The 22,771-nt window shown below is 42.3% G+C and carries 21 protein-coding genes; 17 read left to right on the top strand and 4 right to left on the bottom strand.

Annotation, left to right across the window (positions count from 1 at the left end; genetic code table 11):
* The first annotated feature begins 187 nt into the window (after positions 1–187).
* The 4 genes from RZO55_RS03600 (at position 188) to RZO55_RS03585 (ending at position 7,214) form a co-directional block, all read left to right on the top strand.
* Complete coding sequence (locus RZO55_RS03600; protein ID WP_318062915.1) at positions 188–1,357, top strand: NAD(P)-dependent malic enzyme; 1,170 nt, start codon at positions 188–190, stop codon at positions 1,355–1,357.
* Position 1,358: 1 nt separating this feature from the next.
* On the top strand, positions 1,359–2,660 hold the full coding sequence (locus RZO55_RS03595; protein ID WP_318062914.1) for a 2-hydroxycarboxylate transporter family protein: 1,302 nt from the start codon (positions 1,359–1,361) through the stop codon (positions 2,658–2,660).
* Between the two features lie 226 nt (positions 2,661–2,886).
* Positions 2,887–4,053, top strand: a complete 1,167-nt coding sequence (locus tag RZO55_RS03590; protein WP_318062913.1) for an exonuclease SbcCD subunit D — start codon at positions 2,887–2,889, stop codon at positions 4,051–4,053.
* The gene (locus RZO55_RS03585; protein WP_318062912.1) at positions 4,050–7,214 is read left to right on the top strand and encodes an SbcC/MukB-like Walker B domain-containing protein; all 3,165 of its coding nucleotides are present in this window, start codon (positions 4,050–4,052) and stop codon (positions 7,212–7,214) included. The genes RZO55_RS03590 and RZO55_RS03585 overlap by 4 nt, the downstream gene beginning before the upstream one ends.
* A gap of 61 nt (positions 7,215–7,275) precedes the next feature.
* Here the strand turns inward: RZO55_RS03585 and RZO55_RS03580 are convergent, their stop codons facing one another.
* Positions 7,276–7,596, bottom strand: coding sequence for a helix-turn-helix domain-containing protein (locus tag RZO55_RS03580; protein WP_318062911.1), 321 nt, complete (start codon positions 7,594–7,596; stop codon positions 7,276–7,278).
* Positions 7,597–7,764: 168 nt separating this feature from the next.
* Positions 7,765–8,637, bottom strand: a complete 873-nt coding sequence (locus RZO55_RS03575) for a substrate-binding domain-containing protein (protein WP_318062910.1) — start codon at positions 8,635–8,637, stop codon at positions 7,765–7,767.
* 237 nt (positions 8,638–8,874) lie between these two features.
* Here RZO55_RS03575 and RZO55_RS03570 point away from each other — a divergent pair, with 237 nt between their 5' ends.
* The 9 genes from RZO55_RS03570 to RZO55_RS03530 all read left to right on the top strand — a co-directional run bounded on the left by RZO55_RS03570 (position 8,875) and on the right by RZO55_RS03530 (position 17,881).
* The gene (locus tag RZO55_RS03570) at positions 8,875–9,498 is read left to right on the top strand and encodes a hypothetical protein (RefSeq protein ID WP_318062909.1); all 624 of its coding nucleotides are present in this window, start codon (positions 8,875–8,877) and stop codon (positions 9,496–9,498) included.
* 15 nt (positions 9,499–9,513) lie between these two features.
* Positions 9,514–10,020, top strand: a complete 507-nt coding sequence (locus tag RZO55_RS03565) for a dihydrofolate reductase (RefSeq protein ID WP_318062908.1) — start codon at positions 9,514–9,516, stop codon at positions 10,018–10,020.
* Positions 10,021–10,153: 133 nt separating this feature from the next.
* Entirely contained in the window at positions 10,154–11,044 is an 891-nt protein-coding gene (locus tag RZO55_RS03560; protein ID WP_318062907.1) for a sulfide/dihydroorotate dehydrogenase-like FAD/NAD-binding protein, read from the top strand.
* Positions 11,044–12,432, top strand: a complete 1,389-nt coding sequence (gene gltA, locus RZO55_RS03555; protein WP_318062906.1) for an NADPH-dependent glutamate synthase — start codon at positions 11,044–11,046, stop codon at positions 12,430–12,432. The genes RZO55_RS03560 and gltA overlap by 1 nt, the downstream gene beginning before the upstream one ends.
* 59 nt (positions 12,433–12,491) lie before the next feature.
* Positions 12,492–13,856 carry an MATE family efflux transporter gene (locus tag RZO55_RS03550; protein ID WP_318062905.1) on the top strand — a complete coding sequence of 455 codons (1,365 nt, stop codon included), beginning with the start codon at positions 12,492–12,494 and terminating at the stop codon, positions 13,854–13,856.
* Between the two features lie 84 nt (positions 13,857–13,940).
* On the top strand, positions 13,941–15,188 hold the full coding sequence (locus RZO55_RS03545) for a C40 family peptidase (RefSeq protein ID WP_318062904.1): 1,248 nt from the start codon (positions 13,941–13,943) through the stop codon (positions 15,186–15,188).
* A 181-nt stretch (positions 15,189–15,369) separates the two neighbouring features.
* Complete coding sequence (locus tag RZO55_RS03540; protein ID WP_097003839.1) at positions 15,370–16,062, top strand: iron-sulfur cluster assembly scaffold protein; 693 nt, start codon at positions 15,370–15,372, stop codon at positions 16,060–16,062.
* Between the two features lie 74 nt (positions 16,063–16,136).
* A complete protein-coding gene (locus RZO55_RS03535) occupies positions 16,137–17,147 on the top strand; it encodes a GGGtGRT protein (RefSeq protein ID WP_318062903.1) in 1,011 nt (336 codons plus the stop codon).
* A gap of 404 nt (positions 17,148–17,551) precedes the next feature.
* Positions 17,552–17,881 (top strand): LPS biosynthesis protein, encoded by a 330-nt coding sequence (locus RZO55_RS03530; RefSeq protein ID WP_318062902.1) that lies wholly within the window; start codon positions 17,552–17,554, stop codon positions 17,879–17,881.
* Positions 17,882–17,991: 110 nt separating this feature from the next.
* Here the strand turns inward: RZO55_RS03530 and RZO55_RS25860 are convergent, their stop codons facing one another.
* Positions 17,992–18,213 carry a DUF6774 domain-containing protein gene (locus RZO55_RS25860; protein WP_369293191.1) on the bottom strand — a complete coding sequence of 74 codons (222 nt, stop codon included), beginning with the start codon at positions 18,211–18,213 and terminating at the stop codon, positions 17,992–17,994.
* Between the two features lie 147 nt (positions 18,214–18,360).
* Here RZO55_RS25860 and RZO55_RS03525 point away from each other — a divergent pair, with 147 nt between their 5' ends.
* Positions 18,361–18,873: a GNAT family N-acetyltransferase gene (locus tag RZO55_RS03525; RefSeq protein ID WP_318062901.1), complete on the top strand. Its 513-nt coding sequence runs from the start codon at positions 18,361–18,363 to the stop codon at positions 18,871–18,873.
* A 151-nt stretch (positions 18,874–19,024) separates the two neighbouring features.
* Here the strand turns inward: RZO55_RS03525 and RZO55_RS03520 are convergent, their stop codons facing one another.
* Complete coding sequence (locus tag RZO55_RS03520) at positions 19,025–19,693, bottom strand: superoxide dismutase (RefSeq protein ID WP_318062900.1); 669 nt, start codon at positions 19,691–19,693, stop codon at positions 19,025–19,027.
* Positions 19,694–19,820: 127 nt separating this feature from the next.
* Between RZO55_RS03520 and RZO55_RS03515 the strand changes: the two genes are divergently transcribed.
* The 3 genes from RZO55_RS03515 (at position 19,821) to RZO55_RS03505 (ending at position 22,746) form a co-directional block, all read left to right on the top strand.
* The gene (locus RZO55_RS03515) at positions 19,821–20,315 is read left to right on the top strand and encodes an HIT family protein (protein ID WP_336624253.1); all 495 of its coding nucleotides are present in this window, start codon (positions 19,821–19,823) and stop codon (positions 20,313–20,315) included.
* Positions 20,316–20,456: 141 nt separating this feature from the next.
* On the top strand, positions 20,457–21,764 hold the full coding sequence (locus tag RZO55_RS03510) for an O-acetylhomoserine aminocarboxypropyltransferase/cysteine synthase family protein (protein ID WP_318062899.1): 1,308 nt from the start codon (positions 20,457–20,459) through the stop codon (positions 21,762–21,764).
* 73 nt (positions 21,765–21,837) lie between these two features.
* Complete coding sequence (locus RZO55_RS03505; RefSeq protein WP_318062898.1) at positions 21,838–22,746, top strand: LysR family transcriptional regulator; 909 nt, start codon at positions 21,838–21,840, stop codon at positions 22,744–22,746.
* Positions 22,747–22,771: the final 25 nt, after the last annotated feature.

The raw sequence follows: 22,771 nt of genomic DNA, 5'->3' as shown, positions 1-22,771 counted from the left end.
TACCTCCCCTGCAAAACCTATTGTAGTAGATGTAAACAAGAAAATCAACGAGTATCGGGATAATCTTAAAACCTGTTTTCTTTACTTACATAAGTTTTTAATAAGGTTCACAAGATTTCAAAATGCCGGTACCGGTGATAACATACGGTTATATTAAAAAGTCAACGAAAGGGAAAGGTGAAAAGTTATGGATTACAACAAACTTGCACTGGAGCTGCATGAAAAAAACAAAGGAAAAATCGAAGTAATCTCAAAGGTGGATGTAAAATGCAGAGAGGATCTAAGTACTGCCTACACACCGGGGGTTGCAGAACCGTGCAGAAAGATCAGAGATGATAAATCCGAAGTTTACCGCTATACTGCAAAGGGGAATCTGGTGGCTGTGGTAACTGACGGAACGGCAGTACTGGGGCTGGGAGATATTGGTCCGGAAGCAGCAATGCCGGTAATGGAAGGCAAATCTATTCTTTTTAAAGCCTTCGGAGGCGTGGATGCATTTCCAATTTGTCTGGATACAAAAGATACAGAGGAAATTATTAAAACAGTCCGCTATCTGGCACCTGGATTCGGTGGAATTAATCTGGAGGATATTTCTGCACCCAGATGTTTTGAAATAGAGCGGCGCTTGAAAGAAGAACTGAATATTCCAGTATTCCATGATGACCAGCATGGAACTGCAATTGTAGTATCCGCCGGTATTATCAATGCATTAAAGGTTGTTGGAAAGAAAATAGAGGAAGTTAAGGCTGTAATAAATGGAGCCGGGTCTGCTGGAATTTCTATCTGTAAACTCTTATTGTCCATCGGAATGAAAGATATTATTCTCGTTGACAAAAAAGGTGCCCTGGCAGAAGGCGAAGAGTGGATGAACGATGCCCAGAAGGCGATGGCTCAGATCACCAATCCGGAGAATAAAAGGGGTGATTTAAAAGAGATCATGAAAGAAAGAGATGTTTTCATTGGCGTTTCTGCTCCTGGAATTGTTACTTCCCAAATGGTTGGCTCTATGGCAAAGGATCCAATCGTATTTGCAATGGCCAATCCAACTCCTGAAATCATGCCTGATGAGGCAAAGGAAGGCGGAGCAAGGATCATTGCAACAGGACGTTCTGATTTTCCAAACCAGATCAATAATGTACTGGTATTCCCGGGTATTTTCCGTGGAGCTCTGGATGCAAAAGCTACGGATATCACAGAAGAAATGAAGATTGCGGCTGCTTATGCAATTGCTGGAATTATAAAGGAAGAGGAACTGACAGAGGAATACATTATACCCGGTGCATTTGATGAGCGAGTTGCAAAAGAGGTTGCAGAAGCGGTGAAGAAAAAAGCTGTGGAGCAGGGGGTTATTAAGTAAGATGGAAAATGAAAAAAGCACTATAGGTAAAAAGATTATGAGCATTAAAATTTCGGGAATTTCATTACCTGTTTATCTTGCTTTTACTGCAGTCACCGCAGTTTCTATTGCTATGAAATGGCTTCCGTCCGGAATGATCGGTGCTCTGCTTGTAATGATGATTTTTGGCGGACTGTTTAATATCATTGGTAATAATCTTCCCATTGTTAAAACCTTTCTTGGGGGCGGTGCGATTGTCTGCATTTTTGCGTCTGCTGCTCTGGTTTATACGGGGCTGATTCCGGAATATGTGGTGGAGAATGTTGACCAGTTTATGAACAAAACCGGATTTTTAAATTTCTACATAGCAGCATTAATTACAGGGAGTATTCTGGGTATGGACAGGTCTCTTCTGTTAAAAGCAGCGGTCAGGTTCCTCCCGGTTGCTCTTTGTGCAATGACTGTGGCCATCTTAAGCGTTGGCGTAGTGGGAGCTTTGGTTGGATATGGTTTTATAGATGCAGTGATGTATGTGGCAATTCCCATGATGGGCGGAGGTATGGGAGCAGGAGTGGTTCCGCTGTCCGGTATGTACGCAGAGGCACTTCACACAGAATCTGCTGCAGTAATATCAAGAATGATTCCCGCGTCTACTCTGGGTAATGTAATGGCAATTGCAGGTGCGGGTATGCTGGCGAAATTCGGAGAATTAAAGCCAGGATTAACAGGAAATGGACGTCTTATGAGAAATCACAATTCTGATTTAAATGAAAAAAACAAATCTTCTGTCAGTCTGGAAGAGCTGGGAATTGGATTAATTACTGCTATGTTATTCTTTTTAATGGGTGTGATTATTAATAAATTTGTTCCTGCTGTGCATTCTTATGCCTGGATGATTATTCTGGTAGCTGTCAGCAAGGCGTGTGGATTTATTCCCGTGAAATTCGAGGATTCCGCCCGCCAGTGGTCCCAGTTTGTTATGAAGAACTGGACCAGTGCACTTTTAGTGGGAATCGGTATATCTATGATTGATTTAGGTGCAGTAGCAAAAGCGGTCACTCCCATGTACCTGCTCCTGGTTTTTGTAGTAGTTGTAAGTGTATCGATTGGTGCCGGAATCGGCGGTTATATGGTTGGGTTCTATCCGGTAGAATCTGCAATTACGGCTGGACTTTGCACCACCAATATGGGTGGAACCGGTGATATTGCTGTACTTTCCGCAGCCAGAAGAATGGAACTTCTGCCGTTTGCCCAGATCGCTACCAGAATCTGCGGTGCACTCATTCTGATTGTAGCCAGTCTGCTGACTCAGTTATTATTTTAGATTGTGGTTTAGAATATAAAACAGATCCTCCAATAAGGAAAAAATAGCTGCATGAGGCTGAATCAGCTGTTGGGGTTGGTTTCTATAATAAGTATTAATGTAAAATCAGGGTTGAAAAACATGGATTGTTTTAACCCTGATTTTTTATTTATCTAGAACAAACCAGAGGAGTTATGATATACTTTCAGCAGAACCATATGAAGGAAATGAGAGGGGAGGAAGAACGATGAAATTTTTTCATTTGTCCGATTTACACATTGGAAAGCAGCTGAATGGTTACAGCTTAAAAGAAAATCAGGAAGCTGTTTTAAAGCAGATTGTGGATTATGCGGTCACGGAACAACCCGAAGCAATCTTAATCTGTGGCGATATTTACGATAAGACGGCACCTTCGGCGGAGGCCTATACCATATTCAGCGGATTTTTAGATGCACTGTCCATGCTCAGCCCCCAGCCGGCTGTTCTCATTATTGCCGGGAATCATGATTCTCCTGAAAGACTCTCCTATGCTGGTTCATTTTTGGAAAAGCATTCCATTCATCTGTCGGTAATGCCGCCCCAGAATCAGAATGAATACATAAAAAAGGTGGTACTTACTGATGAAAATGGCCCCGTTAATTTTTATCTGCTGCCTTTTCTAAAACCAGGATATGTAAGAAATCTCTTTGCGGACGGTCAGCCCCAGGGATACGAGCATGCGGTTAAGGAGGTTCTGGCAAGGGAAAATATAGACACCGGGGAGCGAAATATCCTGCTTTCCCATCAGTTTTACGCAGGGGGAAGCACAGATCCTGAAACCTGTGAATCGGAGCAGGCGGTCATTATGGCAGGAGGGCTGGACCGTGTGGATGTTTGCGCGCTTCCGGCCTTCGATTATGTGGCTCTTGGACATCTCCACGGACCACAGAGAGTTTCAAAGGACTGGATCCGTTACAGTGGGACGCCATTTAAATATTCCGTCAGTGAGGAGCACCATAAAAAAGGAATCACTGTGATCCATATGGGAGCAAAGGGGGATGCGCTGACTTATGAGATACTTCCTCTTCGGGGTATTCAGGATGTAAGGCGTGAAAGAGGAACCTTAAAGGAGGTACTAAACCGTGCGGATGATGCCAACTGCCATGATTTTATCAGCGTGACCCTGACCGATGAGGACGAGCCTTACCGGATCAGAGAGCAGTTAAAGGAAGTCTATGATCATCTGCTGGAACTGAAGGTGGACAATGTGCGCACCAGGGAACGAATGATGGAGGAAGAGGAGCGTGTACCTGTTTTAAATCCTCTGGAAGCATTCCGGCAGTTTTACAGGACTGTGAGAGGGGAAGAGATGACAGAAGAAGCCTTTCATGCCATGGAGAGAATCGTACAGGAAGCAAAGGAGGAAGGTGCATGAAGCCATTGAAACTGAAGATGTCCGCATTTGGTTCCTACAAAGATGTGGTAACGGTGGATTTTGAAACAGCCGGGCATGGGATTTTTCTCATTACCGGAGACACCGGTTCCGGAAAAACCACGATTTTTGATGCGCTTTCCTTTGCGCTTTTTGGAGAAACAAGCGGACATCGAAGAGATCCTTCCATGATGCGCAGCCAATATGCAGACGGGGATATAGAAACTTTTGTTTCCTTTCGTTTTTCCGAGCAGGGGGATATCTATGAAATTACAAGAAGCCCTTCCTATTTAAGAAGCAGTAAAAGGAAAAACAAGGACGGTGAGTATACCCAGATCTCAGTTCCTGCAAAAGCTTCCATGTTGCTGCCCACAGGTCTGGAATTTGCCGGTAGTATCCGGGACATTAACCAGAAGATTGAAGAAATTATTGGTGTGGATTCCAGCCAGTTCTCACAAATCGCTATGATAGCCCAGGGAGATTATTTAAAGCTTCTACATGCTGCCTCCAAAGAGAGAAAAGAGATCTTCTCCAGAATATTTAACACAGGGATATACAGCCGGATTCAGTATAAATTAAAGGAAAAAAATAACTTCTATGCTGGAAGTCTGGAGGATAACCGGAAGCTTTGTGTTCATGAACTGGGGAATTTAGAACTGCTGTGTGACAGCGTTTACAAAGATCAGTGGGTTCATCTGCTGGAATTTCCGGAGACGAAAACGGAAGAGATTATCAGCCTCCTGTCAGCAATTTTAGCTGAAATCCGTGACAAAGAAACGAAGCTGTCGGATAAAAGGGAAGATAACAGTGAGCGTCTCTCCAGCGTGGAAAGCAAAAGGAATCTTGCTATGGAGCAAAACCGCCTGTTTGATAAACGAAAGGAAGCTGCTGAACGTATGGAGGCATTACAGCTTCAGAATGAAGACTGGAAGCAAAGACGGGAGCTGCTTGCAAGAGGGGAACTGGCGGAGCAGGTCTCTACTGCAGAGATGCAATATAAGGAAAGAAAAAAAGACTGGGAAGCAGCTTTGAAACGGGAGCTGCAGCTTGAGGAAGATTTAAAGAATGCAGGGGAAATGCTTGCTTTAGTGAAGAAGGCTGCATTTGAAAGCCGGGAAGCGTCAGAAAAGGAAGTTCCTCAGCTGTCGATTCTTTTAGACCGTCTGAATTCCTCCATGCCTCTGTATGAGGATTGGAGGAATATGGAGGAATTGTGCAGCACCAAAAAAAGAGAAGAGGAGGAGGCAAAAAAACAGTTTGAGGATGCAGATAATGAGTTAGAACGAGTCAGTCTGCGCTTAAAAGAATACGAAAACCAGCAGGATACACTGACTGAAATCGCGAAAAAACTTCCGGAACTGAAATATTTAAAAGAAGAGTTTACGAGAAAGGAAGAGGCACTTAAGGGGCTGTTTGCGGCATTAAAACAGGTTCATTCTGCTCACCTTGAACTGTCAGAATTAAGGGAGTCTGAAAAAGCCTCCCAGGCTGCTTATGAGGAGGCCCAAGCTCATTATCAAATCTATTATCAAAGTTTTTTTGCCCAGCAGGCAGGAATACTTGCAAAGGAACTGACAGAGGGAGCACCCTGTCCGGTATGTGGCTCCTGCCATCATCCTAAAAAGGCAGAGCTTTTAGAAGGCGGCATTACCGCTAATATGGTGGAAGAGGCCAGAATTTCAAGAGATAAAGCCAATGAACGCCGGTCGGAAGCTGCTCTGTTTGTGGTTCAAAAATATGAAGAATGCCGTCACCAGGAAGAATTGATTAAGAAGGAGGCAGGACTTTGGATTAGTCCCTGTACAGATCTGGATTCTCTGGGAGAATGTCTTATATCGGAAGAAAAGGAAACCAGCCTTTTATTAATCAATACGGAAAAAGAGGAGAAGAGAGCCAGGGAAGCGGAAGCGTATTTAAAGGAGCTCAATGAAAAAAGACTAAATGATATCAGCCGTATGTCAGTACTGGAACAGGAAAAGGAAGTGTTTCGTGGAAGCTGGCAGGATAAGAAAGTGAAAAACTCCGCTTTATTTGCAAAACGGGAGCAACTGGAAAAAAGTCTGCCCTATCCGGACGAGAAGGAGGCAAAACTCCAGCAGGAACGATTAAAAAACAAAAGAGATCAGCTGCTGACAGCTGAAAAGAAGTCAAATGAGAGGTTTCTTCTGCTGTCAGAAGAGGAACGGGAAAAAAGGGGCCGGCTTGCTTCATTAAAAGAAAACACACAAGAACTTTTCAAAGCACAGGAGAGCACAGGAAGGGCTTACCACTCGCAGCTTTTAAAGCTGGGTTTTTCTGATGAGGCAGATTACATCCAGGCTAAAATGCCATCTGATCAAAGGAAGGCATGGCAGCAAGAAATACGGGGATACGAGGAAGCGTGTCTCACTGCCAGGACAATCTATGACCAGTATAAAGAACAGACAAAAGGCAGGGAACGAGTGGATACATCCCACTGGGATGAAGAAGTATATGCGTTAAGGGAGGAGCAAAAGGTTCTTCAGTTAAAGTCGGCTGAACTTGCAGGGATTCGAAGCCGGGCAGAACGGGCAGAAGGTAATTTAAAGAAGCTTTGGAAGGAACGGCTGGAACTTGAGACGGAATATCAGCTGTATCACAATCTGAACCAGACAGCCAATGGAAAGCTTTCCGTAAGTCTGGATTTTCAGACTTATGTGCAGCGTCAGTATTTTAATCAGATGGTTCATGCTGCCAATAAGCGGTTAAAGATCATGTCTGACGGTCAGTTTCTTTTACAATGCCGGGAGTTAAACGCTTTAGGAAAGCAGGGGGAGGTTGGACTGGACCTTGATGTGTACAGCCTGGCAACCGGTCAGGTACGGGATGTGAAAACATTGTCAGGAGGAGAATCATTTATGGCAGCTCTTGCAATGGCTTTAGGAATGGCGGATATTATTCAGAGAACGGCAGGGAATGTGCGGATGGATGCCATGTTCATTGATGAAGGTTTCGGATCTTTGGATGAGGAATCCAGATTAAGAGCCGTGCGGATCCTTCTGGAACTGGCGGGAGAACACAGACTGATTGGGATTATCTCTCATGTAAGTGAACTGAAAGAACAGATTGATAAGAAACTGTTGGTTACGAAGAATGAGAGCGGCAGCACAATCCGGTGGGATTTTGATCACGTAATTCCCATTTGATCAGTGTTGGAAGCGGGAGACAGGAATCAATAACGATCCGTTTTCCCGCTTTTTTCTGCCGCTAATTTTTTAACTTTTTCTGACCCTCTAAAAGAAGGTTAAATAGATTGTCAAAGTCCTGGTCTTTTAATGGCGTCAGTTCTGAAATCAGTTTATGAAGCAGGAGGGGATTTGCATTCTCTTCATCAAAAAACTCCCGCGGCGATATCCCAAAAAATTCACAGATTAATAGAACGTGTTCCATAGATGGTGTGGTGTTCTTTGATTCTATATCGCTGATGTAATTATCCGTCTGTCCCAGCAAAAGACTCATCTCAGTGGCGGATATCCCCTTTTTTGTCCGAAGCTGTTTCAGTCTTATTGGTATGTAACTTTCATCCATTCGTATCGTTCTCCTTCCAAAAACTCAATATTACAATTATAAAAGACGATTGGCCATGATTCAATAGATAAAAGACATTATTTTATTTTCCTGATTTCTTGAAACCATACCTTTATAAATTCAGACGTTCAGGAGAAAGCAGCATCAACTGGCTTTTAAAATAGTTAATTATGATAATGTTTGACTTGATGTATATGTATTAACTACAGTTACTCCAGTATTTATAAATTTTGGACCTGTATCAAATCCCCTTAATGCTGCAACTGCCTGAGCCATTCCCAGATAGCCCATTGTAAATGGATTTTGTACCAGTACAGCTTTTATTGTATTATCTTTTATCATTTGCTGAATTATCTCTGTGATATCAAATCCAATACCGATAATGTTTATTTCATATTCTCTCAAAGCGTATCCCATCCCTAAGGTAGATCCTTCATTCGTCGAAAAAACACCAACAAGATTGGGATTGTCTCTTATATATTTTTCCGTTGCCTGTTTTGCTAACTCAGGGACACCATTCGTATATATTGTATCCAATATCTGGTATCTGCCAAACGATTCAAAATAATCACGAAATCCAATTTCCCGATTTACAGTCGTTCTGTTTTCAGGAGTTACCCCAATGATTCCTATTAAACCATAAGTGACACCAATTGCCTCTAATTCGTAAAACATATTTTCTCCAGCAATCTTACCAGCTGAATAATTATCTGTAGCTAAAGTTGTGATTGCCTCTTCAAACGCTGGTGCATCAACATAAATCATTTTTACGCCCTTTGCTTTCGCTTCTTCAACTGATCCTGAAATCTTTAATGGATCACTTGCCGCTAACATGATTGCATCTGCTCCTGCTGCTACGGCATTATTAAATATTTGAATTTGTTTATTTACATCTCTGGTTAAGGGGGCGTCCCATTCAAATGTAACACCTAACATAGCAGCCATTTCTCTGGCACCATTATCCATAACCATCCAAAATTGATCACTTCTATCCATGGTTATTAAATAAATTTTATAATTCTCATTTACTATATGGTCCAATTTTACAATCTCCTATATTAAAAATAATTTTTAATCTTACTATTTGATAACCCTGTGGCATGGATATTAAATTATATGCGTAGAAGAGTTCTTAATATTACTTTATTGTAATTTATGTAAGTCTAAATCCCACCGCTCTGTATAATTCAGTAATAAAGGAATGGACGAAACAAATGTTTTGTTTTATAATGGATGGGACTATGAAACAGGGAATCCGCAGTTAGAAAGGAAGATACCATGTTAAAGTGTGAAAGAACCAGTGTTATGAATATAGAAAATGCCATTCGTGGTGCAAGAAACCCCATGAACAGTTGGGACCGTATGGATAGTGAATACAATGAGCAAGGCGAATACATACTTGGACCAAACGATCTGGGACTTGCCAGACGCTTAAGAAAGGCCGGCAGCGACCATAGAAAGTTTATACGCCAGATTTTTGTCTCCGTAGATGTAACGGCACCCTTATACTGGTGGAAGGAATACGATACTTATAAAGTATCTACTGTAGCCAATTCCACAAGCACCATGCATAAGATTCATTCAAAATCATTTGATATTGAGGACTTCAGCCATGATCATATGACAGAAGGAACGCTTGCTTTTATGGGAACGGTTGTGGAAGAACTGGAAAAGATCCGTCTGCGCTATATTAAGACAAAAAATAAAGAAGACTGGTATGATATGATCCAGCTTCTGCCCTCCAGTTACAACCAGATGCGCACCTGCACATTAAATTATGAATCTTTAATCAATATCTATTTTGCAAGAAGAGGGCACAAATTAAAAGAATGGCATACCTTATGCAGCTGGATCGAGGAGTTACCCTACGCAAAAGAACTGATCCTTGCAGAGGAAGAATAAAAGGTGGACAGGCTTATGAATTTAATTGTTGCAGCAGATAAAAACTGGTCCATCGGAAACCATGGACAGCTTTTGGTATCCATACCGGAAGATAAACGAATGTTTAGGGAGGAAACTCTTTTAAAAGTCATCATTATGGGCCGCAAGACATTAGAGAGCCTTCCGGGTAAACAGCCGTTATATGGAAGAATCAACATCGTACTTTCCAGAAATCCCGATTATAAGGTAAAGGGTGCCGTGATCTGCCACAGTATGTCAGAGGTGATGGAAGAACTTAAAAAATATCCGGAAAAAGAATGTTTCGTTATTGGCGGACAAAGTATCTATGAGCAGTTTCTTCCTTATTGTAATACAGCTCATGTGACGTTTATTGATTACACTTACAGCGCCGATACCCAATTCCCGGATCTGGATAAGGATCCATGCTGGGAGATGACTGCAGAAAGTGAAGAACAGACATACTTTGATTTGTGTTATACGTTCCGCATGTACAAAAGAACGGGTCAATCGATAAAAAAGTAATGATATTTATCGATTCATATTGTCTTTGACCCTTAAAAATGATAAGATAAACCGAGTACCATTTCACCTGATTGTCAGGAAGGCTTTCAGGAACGGTGCATAGTTTATTCACGAAGACATTAGGAGGAAGAAGATGTACAGGATTTTAAAAGCAGAGATGTTAGCTGACAAGATCTATCTGATGGATGTGGAAGCACCCCGGATTGCCAAAGCCTGCCAGCCTGGAGAATTTGTTATCGTAAAGATGGATGACAGAGGAGAGCGGATTCCGCTTACAATCTGTGACTATAATCGTGATATGGGAACCATTACCATAGTATTTCAGACAGTGGGTGCCAGCACGGAAAAGATGGCCGATTTAAAGACAGGAGACAGCTTTGAGGATGTAGTAGGACCTTTGGGCAACGCATCGGAATTTGTAACTGAAGATTTAGAAGAAGTAAAGAAAAGAAAGTATTTATTCGTAGCCGGCGGTGTGGGAACTGCTCCTGTATATCCTCAGGTGAAATGGATGAAGGAACACGGAATATCCGTTGATGTTATCATGGGTGCAAAGACAAAGGATTTATTGATTCTGGAAGATGCCATGAGAGAACAGGCCGGCAATTTATATGTAACGACTGATGACGGTTCCTACGAAAGAAAAGGAATGGTTACCGAGGTAATTAAGGATCTGGTGGTAAATCAGGGAAAACAATATGATGTCTGCGTTGCCATCGGCCCCATGATTATGATGAAATTTACCTGTCTTATGACAAAGGAACTGGGTATACCTACGATTGTCAGCTTAAACCCTGTTATGGTAGACGGAACTGGAATGTGCGGAGCCTGCCGTATTACTGTAGGGGACGAAGTCAAATTTGCCTGTGTGGATGGACCGGAATTCGACGGTCATAAAGTGAATTTTGACGAAGCCATGAAGCGTCAGATGATGTATAAGAGCGAAGAGGGACGTGCGATATTAAAGTCCCGGGAAGGCGATACTCATCATGGCGGCTGCGGACAGTGTGGAGGTGACAACTAATGGACATTTTAAAGAAAGTACCAGTCAGAGAACAGGATCCTAAAGTGAGAGCAACAAACTTTGAAGAGGTTTGTCTTGGATATAATGAAGAAGAAGCCAGAGAAGAAGCCAGCCGCTGTATTCAGTGCAAAAATCCCAAGTGCGTAAAGGGCTGCCCGGTATCCATTAATATTCCAGGCTTTATTAAGGAAGTGGAACAGGGCAATATCGAGGAAGCTGCAAAAGTGATTGCAAAATCCTCCGCGCTTCCTGCTGTATGCGGACGTGTATGTCCACAGGAAAGCCAGTGTGAAGGACAGTGTATCCGCGGAATTAAGGGAGAACCGGTTTCTATCGGCAAGCTGGAGCGATTTGTTGCAGATTGGTCAAGAGAGCATGGAATTGTACCGGAGGCACCTGAAAAGACCAACGGCAAGAAGGTGGCAGTGATCGGCTCCGGTCCTTCCGGCCTTACCTGTGCAGGCGATCTTGCAAAGCTGGGATACGAAGTTACCATATTTGAAGCTCTTCATGAGCCGGGAGGTGTACTTACTTACGGTATTCCGGAATTCCGTCTCCCAAAAGAAGGCGTGGTACAACCGGAGATCGACAATGTGAGGAAGCTGGGCGTTAAGATTGAAACCAATGTGATTGTAGGAAAATCTGTGACGATAGATGAACTTTTCGATGAAGAAGGATTCCAGGCCGTATTTATCGGCTCAGGAGCCGGACTTCCTATGTTTATGGGAATTCCGGGAGAGAATGCCAATGGTGTGTTCTCTGCCAATGAGTACTTAACCAGAAGCAATCTAATGAAAGCATTCCGCGATGATTACGACACTCCCATCGTAGCAGGCAATAAGGTGGCAGTTGTTGGCGGCGGAAACGTTGCGATGGATGCAGCGAGAACCGCTCTCCGTCTTGGTGCTGAGGTGCATATTGTCTACAGACGAAGTGAGGCGGAACTTCCTGCCAGAGTGGAGGAAGTACATCACGCAAAAGAAGAAGGAATTATATTTGATCTTCTGACGAATCCAGTTGAGATTCTCACTGATGAGAAGGGCTGGGTAAGCGGAATGAAATGTATCAGAATGGAACTTGGAGAACCGGATGCTTCCGGCAGAAGAAGACCTGTAGAGGTAAAAGGATCTGAATTTGTCATTGATGTAGATACTGTCATCATGTCACTGGGAACATCCCCCAATCCTTTAATATCCAATACCACCAGGGGACTGGATATTAATAAGCGCAGATGTATCATTGCAGAGGAATCTACAGGAAAGACAAGCAAGGAAGGTGTATATGCCGGAGGAGATGCAGTGACAGGAGCTGCAACTGTAATTCTGGCCATGGAAGCCGGACGTGCCGGCGCAAGAGGAATTGACGAATATCTTTCTGCCAGGGATTAATCCGAACAGAAAAGGGCTGCCGCTAAGCCGGCAGCCCTTTTGAAACGGAGAAACAATAGATGAATAAAAAAGTTGATTTACTAAAAGGACATATATTTACTTCTTTGACGGAGCTGGCGTTTCCAATCATGATCTCCGCACTGATTCAGATGGCTTATAATCTGACAGATATGGCATGGATCGGCATTGCAGGTGCGCCGGCGGTGGCGGCGGTGGGAGCAGGTGGAATGTATGTCTGGCTTTCTCAGGGAGTTGTGGCGCTGGCTAAAATGGGCGGACAGGTAAAGGTTGCCCATGCCCTTGGAGGAGACCGGAAGGAGGAGGCAGCAGTTTATGCATCAGGAGCCCTTCAGCTTGGGCTTCTGTTTTCTGTACTCTTTGGAGCTTTATGCGTATTTGGGGCGAAACCGCTGATCGGATTTTTTGGCCTGAGTGACAGGCTGATTATGGAGAATGCCCGGGCGTATTTAAGGATAACCTGTGGTTTGATTGTATTCTCCTTTATGAATGTGATACTGACTGGTATACTCACTGCCATGGGGGACAGCAGAACCCCTTTAAAGGCGAATACAATAGGAATGGTTTTGAACATGATTCTGGATCCTTTTTTGATTTTCGGAGCAGGGCCGGTGAAAGGTTTTGGAGTCAGTGGGGCAGCAGCAGCCACGGTAATAGCCCAGGCTGTTGTCACTCTCGTATTTTTAAATGCAGTCCGCAAAGACAGACTGGTATTTGATAAGGTACGGCTTATTAAGAAGGTCCCGGCAGATTATATGAAATCCATGATCAGGATTGGATTCCCGGCTTCTGTTCAAAATTTAATTTATACCAGTATTTCCATGATCATCACCCGGTTTGTGGCTGAATTCGGCGATACGGCTGTGGCGGTTCTCCGTGTAGGAGGGCAGATTGAATCCATCTCGTGGATGACTGCAGATGGATTTGCAGGTGCCATTAATTCTTTTGTGGGCCAAAATTATGGAGCGAAGCAGTACACAAGAGTGAAAAAAGGATATTTTACTGCAGCAGCAGTGATGTTTTTCTGGGGATTATTTTGTACCTTTCTGCTGATTGCTTTCCCGAAGCAGATATTCGGTCTGTTCATACATGAGGCAGATGTGATTCCAATGGGAGTGCGATATCTGGTTATTCTGGGAGTCAGCCAGATGTTCATGTGTGTGGAACTTACTACGGTAGGTGCGTTATCGGGGCTTGGAAAGACTTTATTAAGCTCAGTAATCAGCATTGTATTTACTTCAGCCAGGATTCCTCTCGCCATGTTTTTAGGCAGTACAGCTCTCGGACTCGACGGAATCTGGTGGGCTTTTTCCATATCCAGTATCCTGAAAGGGATTTTGTTCTTCCTGTGTTTTATCATCGTATCCAGGAGGCTTGATGGGTATCAGGAGAAATTTTTTTTGTAAATTTATAATTTGGACTTGAATTTTACCCTCTGTTTACGTTAACATAGAGGTAGGTTAAAGATAAAAAATGCAAAGGAACTGACGATGAAACGAAAAGTACAGATTATATATTATAAATATGCGAGATTACTTCGCAGACTTTTTTGTGGTGTAATGGTAAGTGCCATGGTCTGCACACAGACTGTTCCGGTCTTTGCGACATCAAAGGCAGAAAAGGAAAAGCAGGAAGCCCAAAAGAAACTGAATGAGGCTAATAAAAAGGCGCAGGAAGCGGAAAATAAAAAAAGTGCTGCGCAGAATCAGGTGTCTAAACTTACTCAAGATTTAACTGCTATCTTATCAGATATTAAAATATTGGAAACCGATATGGCAAATAAGGAGAAGGAAATCAAACAGGCGGAATCGGATTACCAGGAAGCGAAAAAAGAAGAAGAAAAGCAGTATATAGCCATGAAAAAAAGAATCCAGTATATGTATGAGAAGGGTGATACACAATATCTGGATATTTTTCTTCAGGTAAAGGATATGTCAGATCTGCTTAATAAAGCAGAATATGTGGAAGGTATCTATACATATGACCGGAAGATGCTTGTGAAATTCCAGGAGACGAAGCAGCAGGTGGCGGATTATAAGTCTGATCTGGAAGAGGACAAGAATGAGATGGAAGTGATGGAGTTAGAGTATAAGGATCAGAAGAAACAGCTGGAAACTCTCATTGCAACCAAGAAAAAGGAAGTCAGCAATTTTGACAGCCAGCTGGCAACGGCTAAAAAGGATGCCGATCTCTATGCTCAGACGGTAGCGAAAAAGAATGAAGAGATCCGTAAGGCAAAGGAAGAGGAAGCGAGAAAAATAGCTGCAGAACAGGCGAGAAAAAAAGCAGAAGAGGATGCAAGGAAAAAGGCTGCCTCTAATACCGGAGGCCGCAGTTCCAGCAAAAATAATAAATATTCCGGTCCTAATGCGTCAAAAAGCAGCGGCGGAACTGCCCAGGGAAGGACGGTTGCAGATTACGGTCTGCAGTTTGTGGGTAACCCCTATGTGTTTGGAGGAACCAGCCTGACCAATGGAGCAGACTGCTCCGGATTTGTGCAGTCTGTGTACAGGCATTTCGGTTATTCACTGCCCAGAAGTTCTTCCGAGCAGCGCTCTGCAGGAACCGAAGTCTCTTATTCTGATGCCCAGCCTGGAGATTTAATCTGCTATGCAGGTCATATCGGGATCTATATCGGGAATGGTCAGATTGTTCATGCAAGTTCTCCCGCTACCGGCATCAAGGTTGGTACGGCTACCTATCGTACCATATTGTCGGTAAGAAGAGTGATACAGTAATCAGTACGCCAGTCGGCCGAATAGAGGAAACGGGTTGGTTCCTCTATTCGGCCATTGGCTTGTATGTCCTAAAAAACACTTGCGGAATTCGACATAATATGAGAAAATGATATCAAGTATGATGTGATATAATTAACAAAGTACTTTTCATGATGATTACTTATTTGAAAGGAGTTTTAACATGATTTATTCACATGAAGTAGAAGAGATGTGCACAGTAGCACAGGGCGTTCATCACGGCGCTGCTCCAATCCCAGAAGAAGCAAAATGGGTAAAATCAAAAGAAGTTAAAGATATCTCCGGTCTGACACATGGTGTTGGCTGGTGTGCTCCCCAGCAGGGCGCATGCAAGCTGACTCTTAACGTAAAAGAGGGTATTATTCAGGAAGCATTGGTGGAAACAATCGGATGCTCCGGTATGACACACTCCGCTGCTATGGCAGCCGAAATTCTGCCAGGATTGACCGTTTTAGAGGCATTGAATACAGATCTTGTTTGTGATGCCATTAATACAGCAATGAGAGAATTATTCTTACAGATTGCATACGGAAGAACTCAGAGTGCATTCTCAGAAGACGGACTTCCGGTTGGTGCGGGACTGGAAGATTTAGGAAAAGGTCTTCGTTCCCAGGTTGGTACCATGTATGGAACATTAAAGAAAGGTCCTCGCTATCTGGAAATGGCAGAAGGCTATGTAACCGGAATCGCTCTGGATGAGGAAGATCAGATCATCGGATATCAGTTCGTAAGCCTTGGCAAGATGACTGACTTCATCAAGAAGGGTGATGATCCTAATACTGCCTGGGAAAAGGCAAAAGGACAGTACGGCCGTGTAGCGGAAGCTGCAAAGATCATTGACCCAAGACACGAATAATCGGTCGGCGAAAGCCTGCCGGTATCCGGTTATGAAAGCGAAGAGATTTGGCCAATAATAAGGAGGACAAGATAATGGCTTTATTTGAATCATATGAGAGAAGAGTTGACAAAATCAATTCTGTTTTAAACAGCTATGGCATCGCTTCCATCGAAGAAGCGGAAAAGATTACAAAAGATGCAGGTCTGGATGTTTACGAACAGGTGAAGAAGATCCAGCCTATCTGTTTCGAAAATGCTTGTTGGGCTTACACCGTAGGCGCAGCGATTGCAATCAAAAAAGGATGCAGAAAAGCAGCAGATGCAGCAGCAGCAATTGGTGAAGGCCTTCAGGCTTTCTGTATTCCAGGCTCCGTTGCAGATCAGCGTAAAGTAGGTATTGGTCATGGTAATCTTGGAAAGATGCTTCTGGAAGAGAATACAGACTGCTTCTGTTTCCTGGCAGGTCATGAGTCCTTTGCAGCAGCAGAAGGTGCTATTGGTATTGCAGAGAAGGCAAACAAAGTACGTCAGAAACCACTGCGTGTTATCTTAAACGGTTTGGGAAAAGATGCAGCTCAGATCATTTCCAGAATCAATGGATTTACATATGTAGAAACTGAGATGGATTACTATACAGGAGAAGTAAAAGAACTGTTCAGAAAATCCTATTCAGAAGGTTTAAGAGCAAAAGTTAACTGCTACGGCGCTAACGACGTAACAGAAGGTGTTGCTATCATGTGGAAGGAAGGCGTTGACGTTTCCATCACAGGTAACTCCACCAACCCAACCAGATTCCAGCATCCGGTTGCAGGAACCTACAAGAAGGAATGTAACGAAAAGGGCAAAAATTACTTCTCCGTAGCTTCCGGCGGCGGTACAGGACGTACCCTTCACCCAGACAACATGGCAGCAGGTCCTGCTTCCTACGGTATGACAGACACCATGGGACGTATGCACTCTGACGCTCAGTTCGCAGGTTCCTCTTCCGTTCCGGCTCACGTAGAGATGATGGGTCTGATCGGTATGGGTAACAACCCAATGGTAGGCGCTACTGTAGCTGTAGCTGTAGGCATTGAGGAAAGTGCTAACGCAGGTAAATTCTAATGATAAAACCTTGATTTTTCAAGGGGAAATACCATTTGATATAGAAAAGAGGAGTTCGCTTTGGGCGGCTCCTCTTTTTACATGATGAGTTAAAAAATGCGTTATAATAGCTAAAATTCTTTTGTCAATTATTATGGATGTTTTGTCTAAAAGCAAGAAAATTTTAACTCCTAATGCATAATTAAAATCTGTATTTTAAAGCAGCTGGTCAGTGGCATACTTAGCCTGAGCCGGCAGACGTGATCTTCTTTACAAGTATTAGTATATAGAGGAAATGTGACGGGGGTTTGATAGATCTGGATAGATTGTGAAAGGAGATGGTACATTGAAAACCTAATATTGATAGTTATTAGTATTTGAGTTAAAATTATAATCAAAAAGAGATTTATAAAGGTGGAATCATTATGATTATAGAAGAAAATGAGAAAGAGAAAGAAGCTATGAAAGCTTTTCATCAAGGAAATAGGGAAGAAGGCTTAAGACTTCAGGAAGAATTTGCGGCACAATTTCGGGAAGAGTATAAAGAAAAGGATCATTGTTCATGCAAAAAGGTTTGCAGATATCACGGGAATTGTAAAGAATGTGTAGCTATTCACAGAGCACACCAAGAGCACTTGCCCAATTGCATGCGACTGATTGTAAATAAAAAGCTTAAAATTCTTTCAGAGCTTACTGAGCATACGCTGGCAAATGAAATAGAGCCGCCAATGGAAATTATAAGACGAGAAAAATAAATGTGGGCTAATAAAAACAAATATGAATAAATAAATTAAAACTATCAGTATAAGCTGGTAGTTTTTTGTGCTCAAAATAGAACGAGTTAATTAACAAAACTGATATTTAACTAACATATTTCGTTGGATTCATCGGAACATGCGGTTGTATTTAGTGGAATAGTATTGTCTGTACTTGTATTACAAATTGAACGTCTGACAGCAATTGCACTTAGTGAATCACTTAATACATCAATGTCAGCTGCTAATATGGATAATTCATTATCATTTAGGCAGTCTGCTATTTGACAAGCTAATGTAGTAATAAATAATAAATCGCAACAATAACCCATAATATCACCTCTGTTATGTATATGTTAAAACCATCATATTATACCTTAAAACATTTAAAAGGCATGGGTCAGTTAAATAATTCATTTGATAGTTAAAATAGTTTCTTGTATAATATAAAAAATTCAGATTCATGGAGGAATAAAACGTTGAAACTTCAATTGGTGAAATTAGAACAGAAATATAAAATGCATTTGAATAATATGATGGAAGAATGGTACGCCTCAGGGGAAAAAATTGTTCCATATGCAATTGCCAGACTCGATTATCATGATTTTAATAATTACATACTTAGTATGGCAGACAGTGAAGAAAATGAAGGGTTTGTACCTTATTCAACATATTTTTGCCTGGATGAAGAGAGAGATCTGTTTGTTGGAGCTGTTAATATCAGGCATTATCTGAATGAATCTCTGCTATTAAATGGAGGACATATTGGAGATGGTGTACGGCCTTCGGAAAGAAAAAAAGGAATTGCAACTAAAATGATTGAACTTGCCCTCAGGGAGTGCAAAAAGATTGGATTAGATAAAGTTTTAATGGTATGTGATAAAAAAAACATAGGTTCTGCGAAAAGCATACAGAATAATGGCGGTATCTTAGAAAATGAGATTTTAGTGGATGGCATCATGGAACAAAGATATTGGATCGAAATTCATTAGAGGAGGAGCCGTTGCAGGATAAGTGATATCTCACATATTCTGCAACGGCTCCTGCATGAGAAAATTTTGTAAAAGAATAATATCTGTAACAAGGCTTAATATACCAGTTGATTATGTAGAAAAGTTGTAGAAGAGTAAAAACGTATGTAAATCAGACAATTTGATATTCCTGTCCGGTTGTTTCTTCATCTTCAATCCCCATACATTGTTTATACCGATCATCTGCCTGCTTCCAGTTTATGACATGAAACCAGTCTTCTATATATGCAGCTCTGTCATTGAAACGCTGCAGAAAATAAGCGTGCTCCCAGACATCCATGGCGGAGATCACACAAAATCCAAAGGATATAGGAGTGTTTTGATTGGGAGTCGTTACAATTGTTAATTTTCCGTTTGAATCAACAACCAGCCATGCATATCCGGAACCAAAAACAGAAAGTGCTTTTCTTTTATATTCATTGAAAAAATTCTCCACTGAACCAAAATCTCTTAATATAATAGGATAGAGTGTTTCAGCCTGTGTACGCTCCTGGGAATTGATCATTCCGTTAAAGTAGATAATATGATTGTAAACGCCCCCCCCGTAATTGATGATGGACTGGCGGATTTCTTCCGGGAGACTTTCTGTGTTAGTCAGCAGCTCTTCCAGGGACATATTCTGCAGCTCCGGATAATCCCGCAGGATCGTGTTGAGTTCCACCACATATCTTTGAAGCTGCCTGTCATGATGAATGTACATGGTCTGGGAATCAATATAAGGTTCAAGTGAGTCGTATGCATAGGGAAGCGGTGGATTCACAAATGGATAATGTTCGTTCATAGGCAGGTTTTTCCTTTTGCATTTTTGTATATATATATTCCAAAGCCGATAAGATATGATGGATAAGCAAGGAATCAAAAAAATAGTGTGCGATAGGCGGAAGTGTTGTATAATATCAGAAGATGAAATGTATGAAAAAGCGGATAACAGGAAAGGAGCGGCTATGTGCGGAGTGTGCGACCGGATTCAGCTTATTAAAGAAGGCAGAAACCCGTATTTTGTAAAGGAACTGGAGACAGGATATGTGGTGCTGGGGGATTATCAGAGATTTCAGGGATATACTCTTTTTTTATGTAAGGAACATGCATCGGAACTGCATGATCTGGAAAAGGAATTTCGCAATCGGTTTCTACAGGAGATGGCTTTGACCGCAGAGGCAGTTTACCATGCATTTAAGCCGGATAAACTCAATTACGAGCTTTTGGGAAGTGGTAATTTTACTCATATGCACTGGCACATTTTCCCCAGAATTTTAAGTGATACCCCAACTCCAGGCCCGGTCTGGAAGCTTTCCATGGAAGAGCTTTACAGTGATAAATACCTACCAGGGGAAGAGACGCTTATCCTTATGAAGGACAAGCTGAATGAGGAACTGGATAAACTTCTGTCTCAACAGATGTAAATACAGAATGGAGAAAACTGGTTATAGGTTTTTTCTATAACCAGATAATAATAATAAATATTAACACAGATCTGTAAAACCTTGTATAATAGCACTCAACAAGAGACGATAAAATGTATATTACCCATAGGAGGACAGGATATGAGCAAGAAGACCAGAGCAGAGAGAGACCTTAAATTTGAGACATTACAGTTACACGTGGGCCAGGAAGAGGCAGATTCCGTGACAGATGCCAGAGCAGTACCTATTTATCAGAGCTCTTCCTATGTGTTCCATAACAGCGATCATGCTGCAGCAAGATTTAATCTGACTGATGCAGGCAATATTTATGGCAGACTGACCAATCCGACCCAGGATGTATTTGAACGGAGAATTGCAGCATTAGAGGGCGGTTTGGCAGCACTTGCTACAGCTTCCGGAGCAGCTGCAGTTACTTATTCCATTGAGAACCTTGCAAAGAACGGAGATCATGTAGTAGCAGCCAAGAACATTTACGGCGGTACCTATAACCTGCTGGAGCATACACTTCCGGATTATGGTATTACCACAACCTTTGTGGACCCATTTAATTACGAAGAAGTGGAAGCTGCCATTCAGGAAAATACCAAACTGATCTTCATCGAGACACTGGGAAACCCCAATTCTGATGTGGTGGACATTGAGCAGTTTGCCAGAATTGCTCATGCACATAAAATTCCGCTGATTGTAGACAATACCTTTGCAACGCCATATCTGGTAAGACCGATCGAGTATGGTGCTGATATTGTAGTACACTCCGCAACGAAATTCATCGGAGGCCATGGAACCAGCATTGGCGGTGTGATCATTGACAGCGGGAAATTTGATTGGGAGGCATCCGGTAAGTTCCCATCACTGTCTGATCCAAACCCAAGCTACCATGGAGTCAGCTTTACAAAGGCGGCCGGTCCGGCAGCTTATGTGACAAAGATCCGTGCGATTTTACTTCGGGATACAGGAGCCTGCTTATCTCCAATCCACGCATTTGTCTTTTTACAGGGACTTGAGACCTTGTCTTTAAGAGTAGAGCGTCATGTAGAAAATGCGCTGAAGGTTGTGCAGTATTTAAAGAATCATCCACAGGTGGAAAAGGTTCATCATCCATCAGTAGCGGAAGAGGAGAGCCAGAAAGAATTGTATGCTAAGTATTTCCCCAATGGAGGAGGATCTATTTTTACCTTCGAAATCAAGGGAGATGCGAGAAAAGCCAAAGACTTCATTGACCAGCTGGAATTGTTCTCTCTTCTTGCCAATGTTGCAGATGTGAAATCTTTAGTAATCCATCCAGCCTCCACCACTCACTCTCAGATGACAGAGGAAGAACTGGAGAATTCCGGAATCAAGCCAAACACCATCCGCCTTTCCATTGGTACGGAACATGCATCGGATATTATTGAAGATCTGGAAGAAGCATTCCAGGCGGTAAAATAACTGAATCAGACTATATGCAGGCTGCCATAGATTATATGGCAGCTTTTGCACAGGCAAATAAAAAGGAGGACTTATGACATTACAGCAGCTTCGTTATGCCATATGTATTGCAAACCAGAAATCCATGAATAAAGCAGCTGCGGAATTATTCATTACTCAGCCCAGCTTATCCAGTACCATCCGGGATCTGGAGGAAGAGATCGGACTTCAGCTGTTTTTACGATCTAACCGGGGAATTGTGATTACTCCCGAGGGGGAAGAATTTCTGGGATATGCCAGACAGATGCTGGAGCAGCACCGGCAGATGGAAGAACGGTTTGTGAAAAAAGAAAAATTCAAGAAGAAATTCAGCGTGTCCATGCAGCATTATACCTTTGCAGTACAGGCATTTATTCATATGGCGAAAGAATTTGGCATGGATGATTATGAGTTTGCGGTTCACGAAACCAGAACCTACGATGTAATCGAACATGTGAAGAATCAAAAAAGTGAATTGGGGATTCTTTACCTGAATGATTTTAATCAAAAGTCCATGGAAAAGCTGTTTCACAGCAGTGAATTAGAATTTGCAGAGCTGTTTCAATGCAGAATCTATGTATATCTCTGGAAAGGAAATCCTCTGGCAAAGAAAGAGCTGATTGAATTTGAAGATTTAAAACAGTATCCATGTCTCTCTTTTGAGCAGGGAACCAATAATGCATTCTACCTTGCTGAAGAGGTATTCAGTACTTATGAATACAAACAGATCATTAAGGCAGATGACAGAGCGACCTTATTGAATCTGATGGTGGGATTAAACGGATACACCCTTTGTTCCGGTATTATCTGCGAGGATTTAAATGGGGATGAATACCGTGCCATCCCCCTTCATACCAGCGACCGGATGCGGATTGGTTATATTAAAAAGAAAAAAATGCCGCTCAGCATTCTGGGAGAAAAGTATATAGCTGAGCTGAAGAAGTTTGAAAAGCAGGTTTTATAAGAAAATATAGAAAGCGGTGAAAAAC

This window comes from Clostridium boliviensis, assembly GCF_033342255.1.
In the GTDB taxonomy this organism is placed as follows: Bacteria; Bacillota; Clostridia; order Lachnospirales; family Lachnospiraceae; genus Lacrimispora; species Lacrimispora boliviensis.
This window is presented reverse-complemented; position numbering and strand designations above follow the sequence as displayed.